Annotated in this window: 15 protein-coding genes; all 15 read left to right on the top strand. The window is 30.9% G+C overall.

Annotation, left to right across the window (positions count from 1 at the left end; translation table 11 throughout):
- Positions 1-5 precede the first annotated feature (5 nt).
- The 15 genes from ACWJJT_RS03700 (at position 6) to ACWJJT_RS03630 (ending at position 17,658) form a co-directional block, all read left to right on the top strand.
- Positions 6-929 (top strand): bifunctional riboflavin kinase/FAD synthetase, encoded by a 924-nt coding sequence (locus ACWJJT_RS03700; RefSeq protein ID WP_462956092.1) that lies wholly within the window; start codon positions 6-8, stop codon positions 927-929.
- Positions 930-1,060: 131 nt separating this feature from the next.
- Positions 1,061-1,324, top strand: coding sequence for a 30S ribosomal protein S15 (rpsO, locus tag ACWJJT_RS03695; protein ID WP_165412182.1), 264 nt, complete (start codon positions 1,061-1,063; stop codon positions 1,322-1,324).
- A 93-nt stretch (positions 1,325-1,417) separates the two neighbouring features.
- On the top strand, positions 1,418-3,535 hold the full coding sequence (locus ACWJJT_RS03690; RefSeq protein WP_462956091.1) for a polyribonucleotide nucleotidyltransferase: 2,118 nt from the start codon (positions 1,418-1,420) through the stop codon (positions 3,533-3,535).
- Positions 3,536-3,630: 95 nt separating this feature from the next.
- Positions 3,631-4,905 (top strand): M16 family metallopeptidase, encoded by a 1,275-nt coding sequence (locus tag ACWJJT_RS03685; RefSeq protein WP_462956090.1) that lies wholly within the window; start codon positions 3,631-3,633, stop codon positions 4,903-4,905.
- Positions 4,906-4,990: 85 nt separating this feature from the next.
- Complete coding sequence (locus ACWJJT_RS03680; protein WP_165412185.1) at positions 4,991-5,266, top strand: YlmC/YmxH family sporulation protein; 276 nt, start codon at positions 4,991-4,993, stop codon at positions 5,264-5,266.
- A 15-nt stretch (positions 5,267-5,281) separates the two neighbouring features.
- On the top strand, positions 5,282-6,472 hold the full coding sequence (gene dapG / locus ACWJJT_RS03675) for an aspartate kinase (RefSeq protein ID WP_462956089.1): 1,191 nt from the start codon (positions 5,282-5,284) through the stop codon (positions 6,470-6,472).
- A 56-nt stretch (positions 6,473-6,528) separates the two neighbouring features.
- A complete protein-coding gene (locus ACWJJT_RS03670; protein WP_462956088.1) occupies positions 6,529-7,215 on the top strand; it encodes a ClpP family protease in 687 nt (228 codons plus the stop codon).
- A gap of 183 nt (positions 7,216-7,398) precedes the next feature.
- The gene (locus tag ACWJJT_RS03665) at positions 7,399-9,714 is read left to right on the top strand and encodes an FtsK/SpoIIIE family DNA translocase (protein WP_462956087.1); all 2,316 of its coding nucleotides are present in this window, start codon (positions 7,399-7,401) and stop codon (positions 9,712-9,714) included.
- Between the two features lie 183 nt (positions 9,715-9,897).
- The gene (gene rimO, locus ACWJJT_RS03660; RefSeq protein ID WP_462956086.1) at positions 9,898-11,235 is read left to right on the top strand and encodes a 30S ribosomal protein S12 methylthiotransferase RimO; all 1,338 of its coding nucleotides are present in this window, start codon (positions 9,898-9,900) and stop codon (positions 11,233-11,235) included.
- Complete coding sequence (gene pgsA, locus ACWJJT_RS03655) at positions 11,219-11,764, top strand: CDP-diacylglycerol--glycerol-3-phosphate 3-phosphatidyltransferase (RefSeq protein ID WP_462956085.1); 546 nt, start codon at positions 11,219-11,221, stop codon at positions 11,762-11,764. Before rimO ends, pgsA begins: the two co-directional genes overlap by 17 nt.
- Positions 11,765-11,927: 163 nt before the next feature.
- Entirely contained in the window at positions 11,928-12,983 is a 1,056-nt protein-coding gene (gene recA, locus ACWJJT_RS03650) for a recombinase RecA (protein ID WP_462956084.1), read from the top strand.
- Between the two features lie 298 nt (positions 12,984-13,281).
- Entirely contained in the window at positions 13,282-14,838 is a 1,557-nt protein-coding gene (gene rny / locus ACWJJT_RS03645; RefSeq protein WP_462956083.1) for a ribonuclease Y, read from the top strand.
- Between the two features lie 192 nt (positions 14,839-15,030).
- Entirely contained in the window at positions 15,031-16,221 is a 1,191-nt protein-coding gene (locus tag ACWJJT_RS03640; RefSeq protein ID WP_462956082.1) for a pyridoxal phosphate-dependent aminotransferase, read from the top strand.
- 106 nt (positions 16,222-16,327) lie between these two features.
- On the top strand, positions 16,328-16,588 hold the full coding sequence (locus tag ACWJJT_RS03635) for an HPr family phosphocarrier protein (protein WP_165412193.1): 261 nt from the start codon (positions 16,328-16,330) through the stop codon (positions 16,586-16,588).
- 92 nt (positions 16,589-16,680) lie between these two features.
- A complete protein-coding gene (locus ACWJJT_RS03630) occupies positions 16,681-17,658 on the top strand; it encodes a tyrosine-type recombinase/integrase (RefSeq protein WP_462956081.1) in 978 nt (325 codons plus the stop codon).
- Positions 17,659-17,922 lie beyond the last annotated feature (264 nt).

Here is a 17,922-nt window from a genome sequence, read left to right as displayed (position 1 = left end):
TTAAAATGTTAGTTATAAAAGATAATTTTAAAACAAAACTTAAAGAACCAACGTACATTGCTTTAGGAAGTTTTGACGGCATCCATTTAGGGCATATGTCTCTTGTAAATAGAACAGTAGTATTAGCAAAAGAAAATAATGCTAAAAGTATGATTTGTACCTTTAAAAATCATCCATTGTCTGTTATTAACAAGGAAATTTGTCCAAAGTTAATAATGGATAATGACACCAAAATAAATTTATTAGAAAATACTGGTATTGATATTGTTAACTTAGTTAATTTTAATAAAGATTTTATGAAGATAACTCCGGAAGAGTTCATAAAAAATATGGTGAAGTTTTATAATGCAAAGGGAATAGTTGTTGGTTTTAATTATAGATTTGGATATAAAAATTTAGGTGATGTAGAAATGCTTAAAACATATAGTACGATTTTAGGATATAAACTATATGTTTGTGAAGCCGTTAGTATTAACCATGAAATTGTAAGTAGTTCAAAAATACGCCATCTAATAGCGGAGGGTAATATCACAAAAGCAGATGAGCTTTTAGGACGACCACACACTATTAGTGGGAAAGTAATTAAGGGAAAACAATTTGGGAGAACTATTGGATTTCCAACTGTAAATTTAAATTACAATAAAGAGTATATCATTCCTAAGGGAGGGGTGTACTATACTTTAGCGGAGTACGATAATAACTTTTACAGAGCTATAACCAACATAGGTTACAATCCTACTGTAGAAGGTGGCAAGCTATCAGTAGAAACGCATATTTTAAACTTTGATAAAAAAATTTATAATGAAATAGTTAAAATTTATTTTATAAACAGAATAAGAGATGAGGTTAAATTTAATTCTATTGATGAATTAAAAAAGCAACTTTTAAAGGATAAGGAATATGCAATAAATCAAAAAATAGAAAAATAAGTGCTAAAATGTAAAAATTAATTTACAATTTAATCTTAGTTTGTTATAATTGATTTGAACCTTATGCTAAGTTCACCGAATCACCAACGGTGTACTTGGAATATGGGGATTATATTCGGAGGTGTTGTTAAATGCAAAAAGCTAAAAAACAAGAAGTAATGTTAAAACATGCAAGACATGAAGGAGATACAGGTTCTCCAGAAGTGCAAATCGCACTACTTACTGAAAGAATTCAAGAGTTGAATGAACATTTGAAAATTCATAAAAAAGATCACCATTCAAGAAGAGGTCTTTTAATGATGGTTGGACAAAGAAAAGGTATGATCGGTTACTTAAAGAACCAAGATATCGAAAGATATCGTGCAATTCTTGCAGAACTCGGACTAAGAAAATAATTCAGAGCGGCTTAGCCGCTCTATTATTTTAGATTAGGGGAAATATATACAGTTAGCTAATATTATTAGAGCAAATTGAAGGGAGGCAAATATATGATTCATATTATAGAAACTACTGTAGCAGGCAGAAATCTTAAAGTTGAATATGGTAAAGTTGGAATGCTATCAAACTGTGCAATAGTCATGAGTTATGGAGAAACAGTAGTTTTAATTAATGCAAATGCATCAGAAAAACCAAGGGATGGTATTGATTTCTTCCCACTAAGTGTAGAATATGAAGAAAGACTTTATGCTGTTGGTAAAATTCCAGGGGGATTCATAAAGAGGGAAGCAAGACCGTCAGAAAGAGCAATTTTAACAGCAAGAGGTATTGATAGGCCATTAAGACCATTATTCCCTAAAGGCTATAAAAATGATGTACAAATTGTTTGTACAGTAATGTCAGTTGAACAAGATAATTCACCTGAGATACTTGCTATGAACGGAGCATCACTGGCATTATGTTTATCAAGTATACCTTTTACGGATGCTGTTGCAACTGTTTCAGTGGGTTTAATTGATGGTAAATTTATATTGAGTCCTACTGTAGAAGAGCAAAGTGCTAGTTCTATGAAACTTACAGTTTGTGCAACAAAAGATAATGTAACAATGATAGAAGCAAACGGAGACGAAATACCTGAAGATGTAATGATAGATGCAATTGACTTTGCTTTTGAAGCATGTAAAAAAATTGTAGCTTTCCAAGAAGAAGCTGTAGCTAAGTTTGGAAAGAAAAAAGTTATACCTTTATTAAATAAAATAGATGAAACTCTCGAAAGTGAAGTAAGAGAATTTTCAGTTGATATGACAAAAACAGCAATGTACATAATGGATAAAGATGAGAGAAACACAAAAGTGGACGAAATTAAAGAAAAAATAAGTGTTGAATTTAATGAAAAATACGCAGATAAAAAATCAGATATCGGTGAAGTTTTCTATAATATTCAAAAAGAAATAGTTAGAAATATGATGTTAAATGAAAATAGAAGACCAGATGGAAGAGCTTTTGATGAAGTTAGACAAATAAGTTGTGAAGTAGGAATACTTCCAAGAACTCATGGTACTGGTTTATTTACAAGAGGACTTACCCAAGTAATGGGAGTTGCAACGCTCGGAGCATTAAAAGAAGCCCAGATACTAGACGGAATAAGTACTGAAGATACTAAAAGATATATGCATCATTACAATTTTCCAGCTTATAGCGTAGGAGAAACTAAGCCAATGCGTGGACCTGGAAGACGCGAAATTGGTCATGGGGCACTATCAGAAAAAGCAGTAGAACCACTTTTACCATCTATAGAAGAATTCCCATATGCTATTCGTGTAGTGTCAGAAGTATTAAGTTCTAATGGTTCAACATCTCAAGCTAGTGTAAGTGCAAGTATTTTAGCACTATTAGATGCAGGGGTTCCTATTAAAAGACCTGCTGCGGGTATCGCAATGGGACTAATTACAAATGCTGACTTATCTAAAGAAAAAGTATTAACGGATATTCAAGGTATAGAAGATTTCTTTGGAGATATGGACTTTAAAGTAGCTGGAACTGTTAAAGGTATTACAGCTATACAAGTTGATACAAAGCTTCATGGATTATCTAATAATTGCATTAAAACTGCAATTATAGATGCCAAAAAAGCTAGACTTCATATAATAGAAAAAATGAACGAATGTATACCGCAACCAAGAAGTGAAATGTCACTTTATGCTCCTAGAATGTATGTGCTAAATGTAGCACCAGACAAGATTAGGGACGTAATAGGTAAAGGCGGAGCAACTATAAAGAAAATTATAGCAGAAACCGGCGTTAAAATAGATACTAATGACGATGGACAAATCGTAATTATGTCAAGCGACAGCGTTAGTGCCAATAAAGCAGTAAAAATTATCGAAGAACTAACTAAATCTGTTAAAGTAGGAGAAATATATTTAGGGAAAGTAACAAAAATTGCTGCTTTTGGAGCTTTTGTTGAAATACTTCCTAATAAAGAAGGCCTAGTGCATATTTCTAAACTTGATTTTACAAGAGTAAATAAAGTAGAAGATATAGTTTCAGTTGGTGATGAAATATTAGTAAAAGTAATGGAAATAGATAATCAAGGAAGAGTAAATCTTTCGAGAAGAGATGCTATGAAAGATAGCGAAAATGAAAATGAAAACAAAGATAAAGAATAATAATAGAAGGGCTTAGATGCCTTTTTATTTTTTTTTAATAATATTGCCCTAATATGCACATAGTAAATATAAATTCTCATTAAGGAGAGGCGCATATGTATAATTTGTTTAAGTTAAATAATGGGTTAAGAGTTGTAGTGGAAAATATTGAGTATGTAAATTCGGTTAGTGTAGGCTTATGGGTAGAAAATGGATCAAGAAATGAAAATATAACTAGCAGTGGGATATCACATTTTATTGAGCATATGCTCTTTAAAGGAACGTGTGGTAGAACTGCAAAACAAATTGCTGAAGCGATTGAAGATGTTGGTGGTCAAATAAATGCCTTTACAGGTAGGGAAGCTACATGTTTTTATATAAAAGCATTAGACACTCATTTAGAACTATCCTTAGATATTCTTTCAGATATGATTTTCAATAGTAATTTATCAGAAGATGATATTGAGAAGGAAAAAGGCGTAATTGTTGAAGAAATAAATATGAGTGAAGATTCACCAGAAGATGTTTTAGCAGATTTACACACAAAAGCAATCTGGGGTACAGATTCTATTTCGTTACCGATTTTAGGAACGATTGATACTGTAAAATCTTTTAGTAGAAAAATGTTAGTAGATTATATAGACTCGCATTATATACCCGAAAACTCAGTAATATCTATTTCAGGTAAATTTGACATGAAAATGATAGAAAGTCTTGTTGAAAAGTATTTTGGTAAATGGCATTGTAAAGACAAAAATATTACTAAATATAGTAGCCCTCAAATATTAAATCAACATTATTTCAGAAAAAAAGATATTGAGCAATTCCATGTGAGTCTTGGAATACCTGGTGTAGGTCTTGGAAATGATGATACATACACGTTAATCTTACTAAGCAATATATTAGGCGGAGGAGCATCCTCAAGGCTATTTCAAAAAATCCGTGAAGAGCTAGGTTTATGCTATTCAATCTATTGTTATATATCTACGTTTAAAAACACAGGAGTTGTAAGCGTTTATGCGGGACTCAGTCCAATGAACGTGGAAGTTGCCATTAATGCAATAAAGGAAGAGGTTAGTATATTCGCTAAACTCGGAATTGACAATGAAACGTTAAGTAAAGCTAAAGAACAGTTAAAGGGTAGTTATATCCTAGGGCTTGAAAGCACAAGTAGTAGAATGTTTAGTAATGGGAGATCAGTAATGTTTATGAACAAAATTAATACGCCAGAAGACGTATTGCGAAAAATAAATGAAATAGATATGGAAAGGGTAAATTCTGTCATGGAAAAAACTTTTGAAAAAGGTATAATAAATTCTGCATATGTAGGAAAAGAAAAAGAGATGCTTAAAAAAGTTTTTAAAGGTAATATTATTTCTATCAATAAGTAGATTTATCTATAAAAATATAGAAATTATGCATAAATCCTTAACAGATTTCATAGTATTTTATGAGAGTTGTTAAGGAGATGATAATATGGAAGATAATATAAAACTGTATAGTGAAATGGAAAGATATGAAATTATTAATATCAATGATGGTGACAAATATAGCAATCTAGGTAATAATGATGTAGTTATTGATGAGAATGGGCTTTTAAAATTTTTAATTATAAATGAAGGAAGTTCTAAATTTAGTTTTTTAAAAAATAACGATATTATCGAAGTGCCTTGGGAGTATGTTAAAAAAATTGGTTCCAGAACTATAATAATTGATGTTGATAATGAATTTTTAAAAAAATCTCATATATAATTTTGGAGGACAGAAATGAAGATATTAGTGCAAAAGTTTGGAGGTACATCTGTTTCAACAGAGGAAAAACGGAAGCTTGTAGTAAACAAGGTTTTAAATGCAAAGGTTCAAGGATATTTTCCTGTGGTAGTAGTATCTGCAATGGGAAGAAAAGGTGAGCCTTACGCTACAGACACATTGTTATCTTTGGTAGATGATAATTTCAAAGTAGCTAATCCATTAGCAATAGATTTGCTAATGAGTTGTGGTGAAACTATAAGCACTGTAATAATGTGTGGTGAACTAAATAATTGTGGAATTGATGCAGTGCCTTTAACTGGTGGACAAGCAGGTATAATCACAGATTCCAATTATAACAATGCAGCAATACTTAATGTGGAGACAAAAAAAATATTGGATATTTTACAAAAAGGGAAAACACCAGTAGTAGCAGGATTTCAAGGTATGGATGAAAAGGGCTATGTCACGACTATTGGGAGAGGTGGCAGTGACGTTACTGCTGCAATACTAGGGGCAGCGCTTAAGGCCTCTCAGACTCAAATATACACTGATGTAGATGGAATTATGACAGCGGATCCAAGAATAGTTTCTGAAGCGACTTTAATAAAAAAAATAAGTTATGATGAAATCTTTCAATTTGCAGATCAAGGAGCAAATGTTATACACCCAAGGGCAGTTGAAATATGTAGAAGGTATAATATACCATTAGTAATAAAAAATACTATGAATGATTGTGATGGAACAGTAATTAGTAATTTGGGAAATGAAGGTTATGAAAATATAATTACAGGTATTACGCATATGAATAATAGAATTCAAATAAAAATATGTGAAAATTCAGGTTCTAGTTATGATGATATATTTGATATTTTAGCTGAGAATCTTATAAGTATAGATCTTATAAATGTTTTTCCTAAGGAAAAAATATTTACTATTGATGAAAAAGACTTTACTAAATTTGCTGATTTAATAAGAGATCTTAATATGTCCTATTCATTTGTGAAGGATTGTAGTAAACTTTCAATTATAGGTTCAAAAATGAGAGGTATGCCTGGCGTTATGGCGAGAATACTTAAGGCGTTAACTAGAGAAAATGTTGAAGTACTGCAAACAGCAGATTCTAATATGACTATATGGTGCCTTGTAGAAACGGGATATATTGAAAAAGCAATTAATGCTTTACACAGGGAATTTAAATTAGGATAATAAATGTATATAGTTTCTCTTAATGCACAAAATAAAATGGATTAGGAGGAATGAAAATGTTGAAAAGTGAAAAAAACAAAGAAACCATTGAAAAAAATGTAAATGAACAGGTTGAAAATATTAAAGAACTGGGTACAACTAATATCCCAACTCAGGATGCTAAAATTCAAGTTTTGTCTATTATAGGTCAAGTAGAAGGACATATGATGTTGTCACCTCAAACAAAAACTACTAAGTATGAACATGTTATTCCAGAGCTAATTGCTATGGAGAGGGATGATAAAGTAAAAGGTATTCTTATAGTTTTAAATACTGTAGGAGGAGACGTGGAAGCGGGGCTTGCAATAGCAGAGATGATTAGAAGTCTTAGCAAACCAACTGTATCACTTGTAGTAGGTGGAGGGCATTCAATAGGTATACCACTGGCAACAGCAGCTAAGTATTCATTCATTTCCCCATCTGCAACTATGATAATTCATCCTATAAGAATGAATGGTCTAATAATAGGGGTGCCTCAAACTTTTGAATACTTCAATAAAATGCAAGAAAGAATAACAGAATTTATTATTAGAACCTCTAAGATTGATAAGGAAACGGTAAATAGATTAATGCTTCAAACTGATGAGCTTTTAAATGATATGGGTACTATACTTATAGGAAAACAAGCAGTTGATAATGGATTAATAGATGAGGTTGGTGGCATTAGTGAGGCATTATCAAAATTAAACGAAATGATAGGTTAAAAATAAATTAGATATAAACAGGTTAAAATGGCCTATTTATGTCTATTTTTAATGATTTGTTACTATGACGAATATAATCTAATAATTTTTTTATATAACTAGTTTAAAATTGATATATAAATATATTGAAAGTTAGAGGAGATTTCTAAATTTTGTAGAAATAATAAGGATAGAGGTGATACTTTGACTAGAAAAAAAACTAAAACTAAATCTAAAGTTGCAAGTAATGTAGATGCTAATAGTGAGATTTATGGAATTATTTTAATAACAATAGGTATATTAATTTTATTAAGTATTTTCTCAACTAGGGGTTCTAATTCTAATTCCATATCAGGTACGATAGGTAATCTAATTAATCACATGCTTTTTGCAATTTTAGGAGTAGGTGCATATCTTTCGCCGTTCCTTATAGTATTTATTGGCATTTGCAAAATTGTTAAGAAAGGTAAGATAAATTTTAGTAAGAAGTTTTGTGGAATAATACTTTTTATAATAAATACACTATTATTTATACAAATGTTATCTTTAAATAAGTATTACACTAAAGGAGATTTTTTGCTCGGAGTAAATAAGATATATAATTCAGAAAGTGTATTACATGGTGGGATTATTAGTTATTCAATTGATGTACCATTGCATACACTATTTGGAGCTGCAGGTAGCTATATAATTTTTATTGCTATTTATGTTATATGCTTTATTATAATATTAAACGTATCGCTAAATGATGTCTTTTTTTATTTAAAGGATAAATTTATAATTAAAAAAACTGCGAGTAAAAATGATAGTAAGGATTTATATATTCAAAATAATGATAAGCAAGAAGACTTAGTAGTTCCGAATAGAGAAAAAAATAAATTTATTAAAGATATTAGCAATAAAATTAAAATAATCGATTTTATAAAATCAAATGAAATTGCTACAGATGTGGAGGGATTAAATAAAGAAGAAACTGTTAGTAGTGCTAGGAATGACAATGCACGTGCTTCAAAAGAAAGTCATATAGATAATTCTATCAATCAGGAGTTGGAGAAAGAAATTCAATTAAATAGTGTAAATTCAAAGCCAAACTATAAATATGAATATCCGACTGTAGATTTATTAAATGAAAATAATACCTCCAAAATGAATAAAAATGATAAAAAAGAATTGCTTAATAGTGCCAATAAGCTACAAGAGACACTAAGTAGCTTTGGAGTTGAAGCAAAGGTTATTCAAGTTACAAAAGGACCCTCAGTGACAAGGTTTGAGCTTCAGCCAAATGCTGGTGTTAAGGTGAGTAAAATTGTAAATTTAGCAGATGATATTGCACTGAATTTAGCTTCTTCCGGGGTAAGAATTGAGGCACCGATACCTGGTAAGGCAGCTGTAGGCATTGAAGTGCCAAACAAAGAGTTAAGTGCAGTATACTTAAGAGAAGTAATAGAATCTAATGAATTTTCAGCTTCTAACAAAAATTTATCCTTTAGTTTAGGAAAAGATATAGGCGGTAACTGTGTTGTTTCGGATTTAACAAGAATGCCACATTTGCTGGTAGCAGGGGCCACAGGCTCTGGAAAAAGTGTTTGTATAAATTCATTAATAATAAGCATACTTTATAAATATTCTCCAGAGGAGGTTAAGCTATTATTAATTGACCCTAAGGTTGTTGAATTAAATATTTATAATGGGATACCTCATCTATTAATACCAGTTGTAACAGATCCCAAAAAATCTGCAGGGGCTTTAAATTGGGCTGTAAACGAAATGTCAAGAAGATACAAGAGTTTTGCTGAAAACAATGTGCGAAGTATAGAAGGATATAATGAATTAGTTAATAAAGGCATTGTTGAAAATAAATTGCCGTGGATTGTTATTATAATTGATGAGCTAGCAGATTTAATGACGGTTTGTGCTAATGATATAGAGGAATATATTGGAAGACTTGCACAAATGGCAAGAGCGGCAGGAATGCATTTAGTAATTGCGACGCAGAGACCATCAGTTGATGTTATTACAGGTGTAATAAAAGCCAATATACCTTCAAGAATATCTTTTGCAGTTTCGAGCCAAATAGATTCAAGAACAATTTTGGATTCCTCTGGTGCAGAGAAATTACTTGGGAAAGGTGATATGCTTTTTTATCCGGTCGGAGAGGCTAAACCATTCAGAATACAAGGAGCGTTTGTGTCAGAAGAAGAAGTTGAACGAGTTGTTGATTTTATAAAAAATCAGACGACAGAAGTAAACTATGAAAAAGAAATAATAGATGAAATAGAGAGTAGTTCAAATAATAAAAGTATTGATGATGATATTGATGAATTATTAAATGAAGCAATAAGAATAGTAGTTGAAAATGGACAAGCATCTACTTCCTTATTGCAACGTAAGCTAAAAATAGGGTATAATAGAGCAGCAAGAATTATTGAACAAATGGAGGAACGGGGGATTATATCAGCTAGAAATGGAAGCAAACCTAGGGAAATATTATTAAGTGATAGTGAGTTAAAGGAACAATAAAAAAAAATGTAAGAATAATTGTAAATACCCTTGTTTAATTTGCAAATCACATTTACAATAATTTATGGGTACAAATGTAGGAAGATAAAAGTAATTAACTATTATTTACATAAAGAATCAAACAAGTAGTATGATATTTGGTAAATAGGAGTTACTCAGGTTGATAAACAAGGAGGATGACTGGTGGAAAAATTAAAAGTTGGAGTTATAAATTTAGGCTGTGATAAAAATAGAATTGATAGTGAGATTGTAATAAGCAGTTTAAGTGGGAAATATGATATGACAAATGATCCTAAACTAGCAGATATAATTTTAGTGAATACTTGTGGATTCATAGAATCGTCGAAACAAGAATCAATAGACACTATTTTAGAAATGTCAGAATACAAAAAGAAATATAATTGCACAGTATTGATTGCAACGGGTTGCCTTACTCAGCGTTATGGGGCGGATCTGATTGAATTGATGCCAGAACTTGATATACTGCTCGGTGTTAATGATTATGACAAGTTACTAAGTAGTATAGAAGAGGTTCTTTTAAAAAATATTAAAGTACAACATTGCACTTATAGTGATGATAATATTAATGAAGGACAAAGAGTATTAACTACAGAAATATACTCTGCTTATATTAGAATTTCCGAGGGCTGTGATAATGCTTGTGCATATTGCGCAATACCCAATATTAGAGGGAAATATAGAAGCAGAAAAATGGAGAACATAATACAAGAGGCCAAGGATTTAAGTGAACATGGTTGCAAGGAAATTATTTTAGTTGCTCAAGATACCACTAGATACGGGATAGATTTATATGGCGAAAAAAACCTACATAAGTTAATAAGTAAAATTTCTCAAATAAGTGGGATTGAATGGATAAGAGTACTTTACTGTTATGCAGAAGAAATGACGGATGATATTATTAATGAGATTTCTTTAAATGATAAAGTCTGCAAATATGTAGATATACCAATTCAACATATAAGCGATGATCTTCTTAAATCCATGAAAAGGAAAGGAAGAAAAAATATCATAACAGAAAACATAAATAAGATGAGGAAGGGTATTAAGGGATTAACCCTTAGAACTACATTAATCGTTGGATTTCCAGGAGAAACGGAAGAAAATTTTGAAGAATTGAAACAGTTTATCAATGAAACTAAATTTGATAAATTGGGAGTGTTCAAGTACTCAATGGAAGATGGTACTGCAGCTGCAGAGATGAAAAATCAAATTCCAGAAGAAATAAAGGAAAAACGTGAAGAAGAATTAATGATTGTGCAACAAAATATATCAAAAGAGATAAATAGTAAAAAAATAGACAAAATCTACAAAGTTTTAGTAGAAGGATTTAATGGTAAAACTTATTTTGGTAGAAGTTATGAAATGGCACCAGAAGTTGATGGAACTATTTTCTTTGAATCTGACAAAGCTTATAATAAGGGCGAATTCGTTACAGTAAGGGTTACCAAAGCGTTAGAATATGATTTAATAGGAGTTGTGTGCTATGAATCTTGCAAATAAACTTACAATGATTCGAATTTTTTTAGTACCTATATTTTTAGTATTTATGGCAGTTAAGGGAATACCCTATGGAAGAGAACTGGCTACAATTGTTTTTATAGTAGCATCTCTCACTGATAAGTTGGATGGCTATGTAGCTAGAAGCAGAAATCAAATAACTAATTTCGGAAAATTCATGGATCCTCTAGCAGATAAACTTTTAGTAACTGCTGCGCTTGTTTCATTAGTGGAGCTTCAAATTGTGTCTAGTTGGGTAGCTATGGTTATAATTGCTAGAGAATTTGCAGTTTCAGGACTTCGAACAATAGCTGCTTCAGAGGGAAAAGTAATTGCGGCTAGTAAATGGGGAAAACTGAAAACCGTTATTCAAATAGTAGCTATAATTACAGCATTAATAAATTTATCTTACGCAAATACAATATTAAATGCGTTAACTAATATTTTCATGGCTGCCGCAGTAATTATTACAATAATATCTGGTGTTGACTATTTTGTAAAAAACAAAGGTACAATTAGAGTCGATAAGTGATTAAATTATTAGAGTTTGTTAATAATACAAATAAAAGAATTTCTTTATTAAATGAAAATGGCAGATATTGCTTTGTATGTTGACCATATAAAATAAATGGTGTATACTTAAGTTCAGAACAAACGTTCGTCGAAAAAGGATGGTGAACCCGCAGGGGAAATTTATGAATAATGAAAAATTAAAAGCGCTAGAAGTAGCTATGGGTCAAATAGAAAAACAATTCGGAAAAGGTTCTGTAATGAAGCTTGGAGAAAATAGTAAGTTAAATATAGAGGCTATTTCCACTGGTTGTTTAGGACTTGACATAGGTCTAGGCATAGGTGGTGTACCTAGAGGAAGAATAATAGAAGTTTTTGGACCAGAATCTTCAGGTAAAACTACAGTTGCACTTCATATAGTTGCAGAAGCTCAAAAAAATGGTGGTACAGCTGCATTTATAGATGCAGAGAATGCTTTAGACCCTGAATATGCTAAAGCACTAGGAATAGAAATAGAAAATTTAATAGTATCACAACCAGACACTGGTGAACAGGCGTTAGAGATTACAGAGGCTTTAGTTCGCTCTGGAGCTATAGATGTTATCGTCGTGGATTCGGTAGCAGCACTAGTTCCTAAAGCTGAAATTGAAGGCGAAATGGGAGACTCTCATGTAGGACTCCAAGCAAGACTTATGTCTCAAGCTTTAAGAAAACTTGCGGGTTCTATAAATAAATCCCAATGTGTTCTTGTATTTATAAATCAATTAAGAGAAAAAGTAGGAGTAATGTTTGGTAACCCAGAAGTAACCCCTGGTGGTAGAGCATTGAAATTTTATGCATCTGTTAGACTAGATATTAGAAAAATAGATACAATTAAACAAGGCGATGAATTTATGGGTAATCGAACAAGAATAAAAATAGTTAAAAACAAAGTAGCTCCTCCATTTAAGAAAACTGAATTTGATATTATGTATGGTCGCGGCATATCTCGAGAGGGAGATGTTCTAGATATAGGAGTTACAGAAGAGATTGTACAAAAAAGTGGAGCGTGGTTCTCATATGGAGATATAAGACTTGGACAGGGAAGAGAAAATTCAAAACAATATTTTAAAGAAAACCCTTTGGTTATGTTAGAGATAGAAAACAAAATTAGAGCAAAACATAACCTACCATTATACAAGAATGCAGAGACTAGTAAAAAAGAAGTTAGCAAAAAGGAAGCAAGTAAAAAAGAAGCATAAAAGCAAGTTTTTACTTGCTTTTTTTCTTTAACTTATAATTAAGGAGTATTATTATGGTATCAGGCATGTGCATTCTATGATGCAATATGCTAAAGTTTATCATAACTACTATATAATAGTAAGAATAAAGACTTATTTAAACGTTAAAATCTTGACATTAACTGAAAAGTAATATAAAATAAATACAAATACTGGTTTAGTATATTTAAATTGTTACCAATTAAATATAGCACCTTTTCTAGCTTTCATATTTACTCTTAAATAGATTTGAAATAAGCAAAGGAGGTGTTGATAATCAATGGATACTAAAAGTCAAACAATGCTCATAGTAGTTTGTGCTATTTTGGTTGTTGTTTTAGCATGTATTTTTGTTATAATTTATATTAGAAAAAATATATCTCAAGCAAATATTTTCAAGGCCGAAAAAGAAGCTAAAAAAATTATTGATGAAAGTGTAAAAGATGCTGAATCAAAAAAGAAAGAGGCTATTTTAGAAGCCAAAGAAGAAGTTCACAGACTTAGAACTGATTTAGAAAAAGAATCAAGAGAAAGACGTAATGAAGTTCAAAGGTTAGAAAGAAGAAACATCCAAAGAGAAGAATCATTAGATAAAAAAAGTGATGTGCTGGAGAGAAAAGAAGAAAATCTTAATAAAAAACAACAAGAAAGTGAAATGCTAGAAGCAAGTGTACAAGATTTATACACAAAGCAAAGAGGGGAATTAGAAAGATTATCAGGGTTGACATCTGATGAGGCAAAACAAGTTTTATTAGATGAAATTAGAAAAGAAATTAAACACGATGCTGCAATTATGATTAAAGAAATTGAAACTAAGGCAAAAGAAGAAGCTGATAAAAAAGCAAGAGAAATTATTACTTATGCTATTCAAAGATGTGCAGCCGATCATGTAGCAGAAACAACAGTTCATGTGGTTTCGCTTCCTAATGATGAGATGAAAGGAAGAATAATAGGTAGAGAGGGTAGAAATATTCGAACTCTAGAAACGCTTACAGGAGTAGATTTAATAATAGATGATACACCTGAAGCAGTAATTCTTTCAGCATTTGATCCTATAAGGCGCGAAGTTGCTAGAATAGCACTTGAAAAACTAATAGTGGATGGAAGAATTCACCCTGCTAGAATTGAGGAAATGGTAGAAAAAGCTAAAAAAGAAGTTGATAGTGACATAAAAGAAGAAGGAGAACAAGCAACTTTTGAAACAGGAGTGCATGGACTTCATTCGGAAATTATCAGGCTGCTCGGAAGGCTTAAATACAGAACCAGTTATGGTCAAAATGTATTAAAGCATTCTATAGAAGTTTCATATTTAGCTGGACTTATGGCATCTGAACTTGGAATTGACCCAACACTCGCTAAAAGATGCGGTCTACTTCATGATATAGGTAAAGCTGTAGATCATGAAGTTGAAGGTCCACATGCGCTTATAGGTTCAGAAATAGCTAAAAAACACCATGAGTCCTCTATTGTAGTAAATGCTATTGCAGCGCATCACGGTGACGTTGAGTTAGAATCCCTTGAAGCAATACTAGTTCAAGCGGCAGATGCTATATCAGCGGCAAGACCAGGTGCAAGAAGAGAAACTTTAGAAGCTTATATTAAAAGATTGGAAAAATTAGAAGAAATTTCAAATTCTTATGAAGGTGTAGAAAAGTCATATGCTATTCAAGCTGGAAGAGAAGTTAGAATTATGATTAAACCAGAAATAATTGATGATGCAGGTGCTGTTGAAATGGCAAGAAATCTAGTTAAAAGGATTGAAAATGAACTAGAATATCCTGGTCAAATTAAAGTAAATGTAATTAGAGAAACACGAGCTATTGACTATGCTAAATAATTAAATGTAAGATTAAATCCTCTTGAGATTTAGAATATTTCTAAACCCTAAGAGGGTTTTTTTATTTCATATTACATATTATTTGGAAAAGTATGTAATGTGGAATCAGGTTGCTCCATTTACATCACAAAAAAAAAGTGATATATTAGTATCATAAGAATTAAATTAATATAAGTATTGGGGGTAAGAAAAATGGTATTATCTAAAAAAGCAAAGCAAATAACAACATCTTTAACACTAGATATAACTGCAAAGGCTAAAAAAATGAAGGCTGAGGGCATAGATGTCATAGGATTTGGTGCTGGTGAACCTGATTTTGATACACCCAAAAACATACAAGAAGCAGCTATAAAAGCAATTAAAGAAGGCAGGACAAGATATACAGCAGCTTCAGGTATTATTGAACTAAAACAGGCAATAATTGGAAAGTTAGAGAGAGAAAACAACTTAACTTACACACCAGCTCAAATTATAGTTTCAGCTGGAGCAAAACAATGCTTAGCTAATGTATTTCAAGCTATTTTAAATCCAGGAGATGAAGTTTTAATTGGAGTTCCATATTGGGTCAGTTATCCAGAATTGGTTAAATTAGCGGATGGAGAACCTATCTATATAGAAACAGAAGAAATTAATGAATTTAAATTAACAATTGCGAGCCTTAATAGAGCATTAACGCCTAAATCTAAAGCAATAATAATAAATAGTCCAAATAATCCTACAGGTACTGTATATTCAAAGGAAGAACTTATGGAAATTGCTGATTTTGCAAAAATAAATAACTTAATCATAATATCGGATGAAATTTATGAAAAATTGTTGTATGGTAGTAATGACCATATTAGTATAGCAAGTCTTTCAGAGGATGCTTACAGAAGAACTATCGTAATCAACGGCCTTTCTAAGGCTTACGCTATGACAGGATGGAGAATAGGATATGCTGCTGGTAGCACGGAAATAGTATCGTTAATGTCTAATATTCAAAGTCATACTACATCAAATCCCAATTCAATTGCGCAATATGCGTCAGTTGAAGCTTTAAATGGAAATCAAGATGATATAGCTAAAATGATTGGACAATTTAAGCTAAGAAGAGATTATATGGTGGAAAAAATTAATAGCATTAATAATTTATCTTGCATAAAACCTGAAGGCGCTTTTTATGTTATGGTGAATATAGGGGATGTTTTAAATAAATCAATCGACGGAAAAGTTATAAAAGATTCGATTGCTTTTTCAGATATTTTACTTGAAAAAGAAAAAGTTGCTGTTATACCAGGTATAGCATTTGGAGTAGATAATTTTATAAGATTGTCTTATGCTACTTCTATGGAAAATATAAAAATTGGACTTGATAGAATAGCGAGGTTTGTTGAAAATATTTAAAATTGATTTACATGATTTTTAATGATATTATAATAGCATGCGTTAATAGATAAGATATTTTATATTATCGCATGCAATAATAAATAAAGTATCGAGGTGAAGTTAATTGGTAACAAAGGAAGTTCTCGTTAGTAATTCTAAAGGATTGCATGCTAGACCAGCTACATTATTAGTAAGAAAAGCCGCGTCTTTTAAATCAGATATAGGTATAGAATATATGGGCAAAAAAGCTAATATTAAGAGTTTAATAGGCATTTTATCTCTAGGAGTCGGTCCTAATACAACTGTAAACGTTATAGCTAATGGTGATGATGAAAAATTAGCTTTAGAAGAAATAGTAAACTTAATTAATGATTTAGAAGAATAATTATAGCCTGTATATTTTAAAAAGCTGCTAACTTACTGTTTGCAGCTTTTTAAAATGTATAGAAATTTAAAAAATATTAAAGGGGAATACATATGATAAACAATATTACACAATTCAACTATAATTCAGATTTGACTTTAGATAACAAAAATTTTATATGGTATTTTCTTGAAATCAAGTCTAGAAAAAGTAAATATACTGCTAAAAGCTATGAACGAGATATAAAAGATTTTTTTTGCGTAAGTTCTATTTATGACATCACTATAGAAGATATTAAAAAGGTATCTATACTACATTCGCAAAATTTTATAATGAAATTAATGAATAAAAATATGTCCTCTGCTACTATAAACAGGAAAATATCATCATTGAGCGCTCTCTATAAGTGGTTATTAAAATATCAAGATAATTCTACAGGCATTCATATAATTAAATATAATCCTTTTGGAAATTTAAAAGAAGAAAAACCAGTGATAAATAATAAGGAAACTGAGTTTTTAACAAAAGAAGAGTGTAAAGTCTTATTAAATAGTATAGATACATCCACTATATTAGGACATAGAAATAAAACTATATTAGTACTTGCTTTAACAACTGCTTTAAGAAAATCTGAGATTATAAATATTAAGATAAAGCATATTACGACGCACACAGGTTATGATGTAGTAAAAGTAATAAGAAAAGGCGGTAAAGAGGATATAGTAAAAATTCAAGGAAACGTTCTTACTATGATAAATGAATATATTAGGTTGACTAAAAGAAATAAGGTATCTAGTGGCGAAGAGTATTTGTTTATTGGCCATTCAACTAATGGAAATAATAAGGAAAAATTAGATGCAAGCACTTTAAATTATATGATAAAAAGAGTATGCAAAAATGCAGGTATAGATAAAGATTTACGAGTTCATTCTACCAGGCATACAGCTATTACACTAGCAATTTTAGCAGGGGCTACAGTAGAGAAAGTTAGGGATTTTGCTGCACATAAAAATCTAGCTACTACTAATAGGTACATTCACTCCGTAGATAAGTTGAAAAATAATGCTGGAGATTTAATTGATGTATTTTAGATTAAAGTATCGTGAATGGTTAGCGTATATTGAAAATACGGTTATTGAAAATACGGTTATTGAAAATAATGATAAATATGGCTATTTAGATAGCTGAAAACATTAGGTTGATAAGATTTGCCTTTAACTTGGCTTCGTATCTCTAAGAAGGCATGACGGTGGTTAAAACCTGTAATAAGCAGGAAGTTTAAAACATTAATTAAATATGTTACATAAATCACATCTAATACTTTTGTATTTAGTTATAATATAGTATATAAATTA

The sequence above is a fragment of the Clostridium sp. CM041 genome, from assembly GCF_055081035.1.
The sequence above is the reverse complement of the archived record's forward strand: the minus strand, read 5'-3'. Positions and strand labels throughout refer to the sequence as shown.

What these genes read in the sequence shown, in the direction of transcription:
- ACWJJT_RS03700 (WP_462956092.1), top strand. Translation starts at nt 6, where the DNA reads ATGTTAGTTATAAAAGATAATTTTAAAACAAAACTTAAAGAACCAACG.
- rpsO (WP_165412182.1), top strand. Translation starts at nt 1,061, where the DNA reads ATGCAAAAAGCTAAAAAACAAGAAGTAATGTTAAAACATGCAAGACAT.
- ACWJJT_RS03690 (WP_462956091.1), top strand. Translation starts at nt 1,418, where the DNA reads ATGATTCATATTATAGAAACTACTGTAGCAGGCAGAAATCTTAAAGTT.
- ACWJJT_RS03685 (WP_462956090.1), top strand. Translation starts at nt 3,631, where the DNA reads ATGTATAATTTGTTTAAGTTAAATAATGGGTTAAGAGTTGTAGTGGAA.
- ACWJJT_RS03680 (WP_165412185.1), top strand. Translation starts at nt 4,991, where the DNA reads ATGGAAGATAATATAAAACTGTATAGTGAAATGGAAAGATATGAAATT.
- dapG (WP_462956089.1), top strand. Translation starts at nt 5,282, where the DNA reads ATGAAGATATTAGTGCAAAAGTTTGGAGGTACATCTGTTTCAACAGAG.
- ACWJJT_RS03670 (WP_462956088.1), top strand. Translation starts at nt 6,529, where the DNA reads ATGTTGAAAAGTGAAAAAAACAAAGAAACCATTGAAAAAAATGTAAAT.
- pgsA (WP_462956085.1), top strand. Translation starts at nt 11,219, where the DNA reads ATGAATCTTGCAAATAAACTTACAATGATTCGAATTTTTTTAGTACCT.
- recA (WP_462956084.1), top strand. Translation starts at nt 11,928, where the DNA reads ATGAATAATGAAAAATTAAAAGCGCTAGAAGTAGCTATGGGTCAAATA.
- rny (WP_462956083.1), top strand. Translation starts at nt 13,282, where the DNA reads ATGGATACTAAAAGTCAAACAATGCTCATAGTAGTTTGTGCTATTTTG.
- ACWJJT_RS03640 (WP_462956082.1), top strand. Translation starts at nt 15,031, where the DNA reads ATGGTATTATCTAAAAAAGCAAAGCAAATAACAACATCTTTAACACTA.
- ACWJJT_RS03630 (WP_462956081.1), top strand. Translation starts at nt 16,681, where the DNA reads ATGATAAACAATATTACACAATTCAACTATAATTCAGATTTGACTTTA.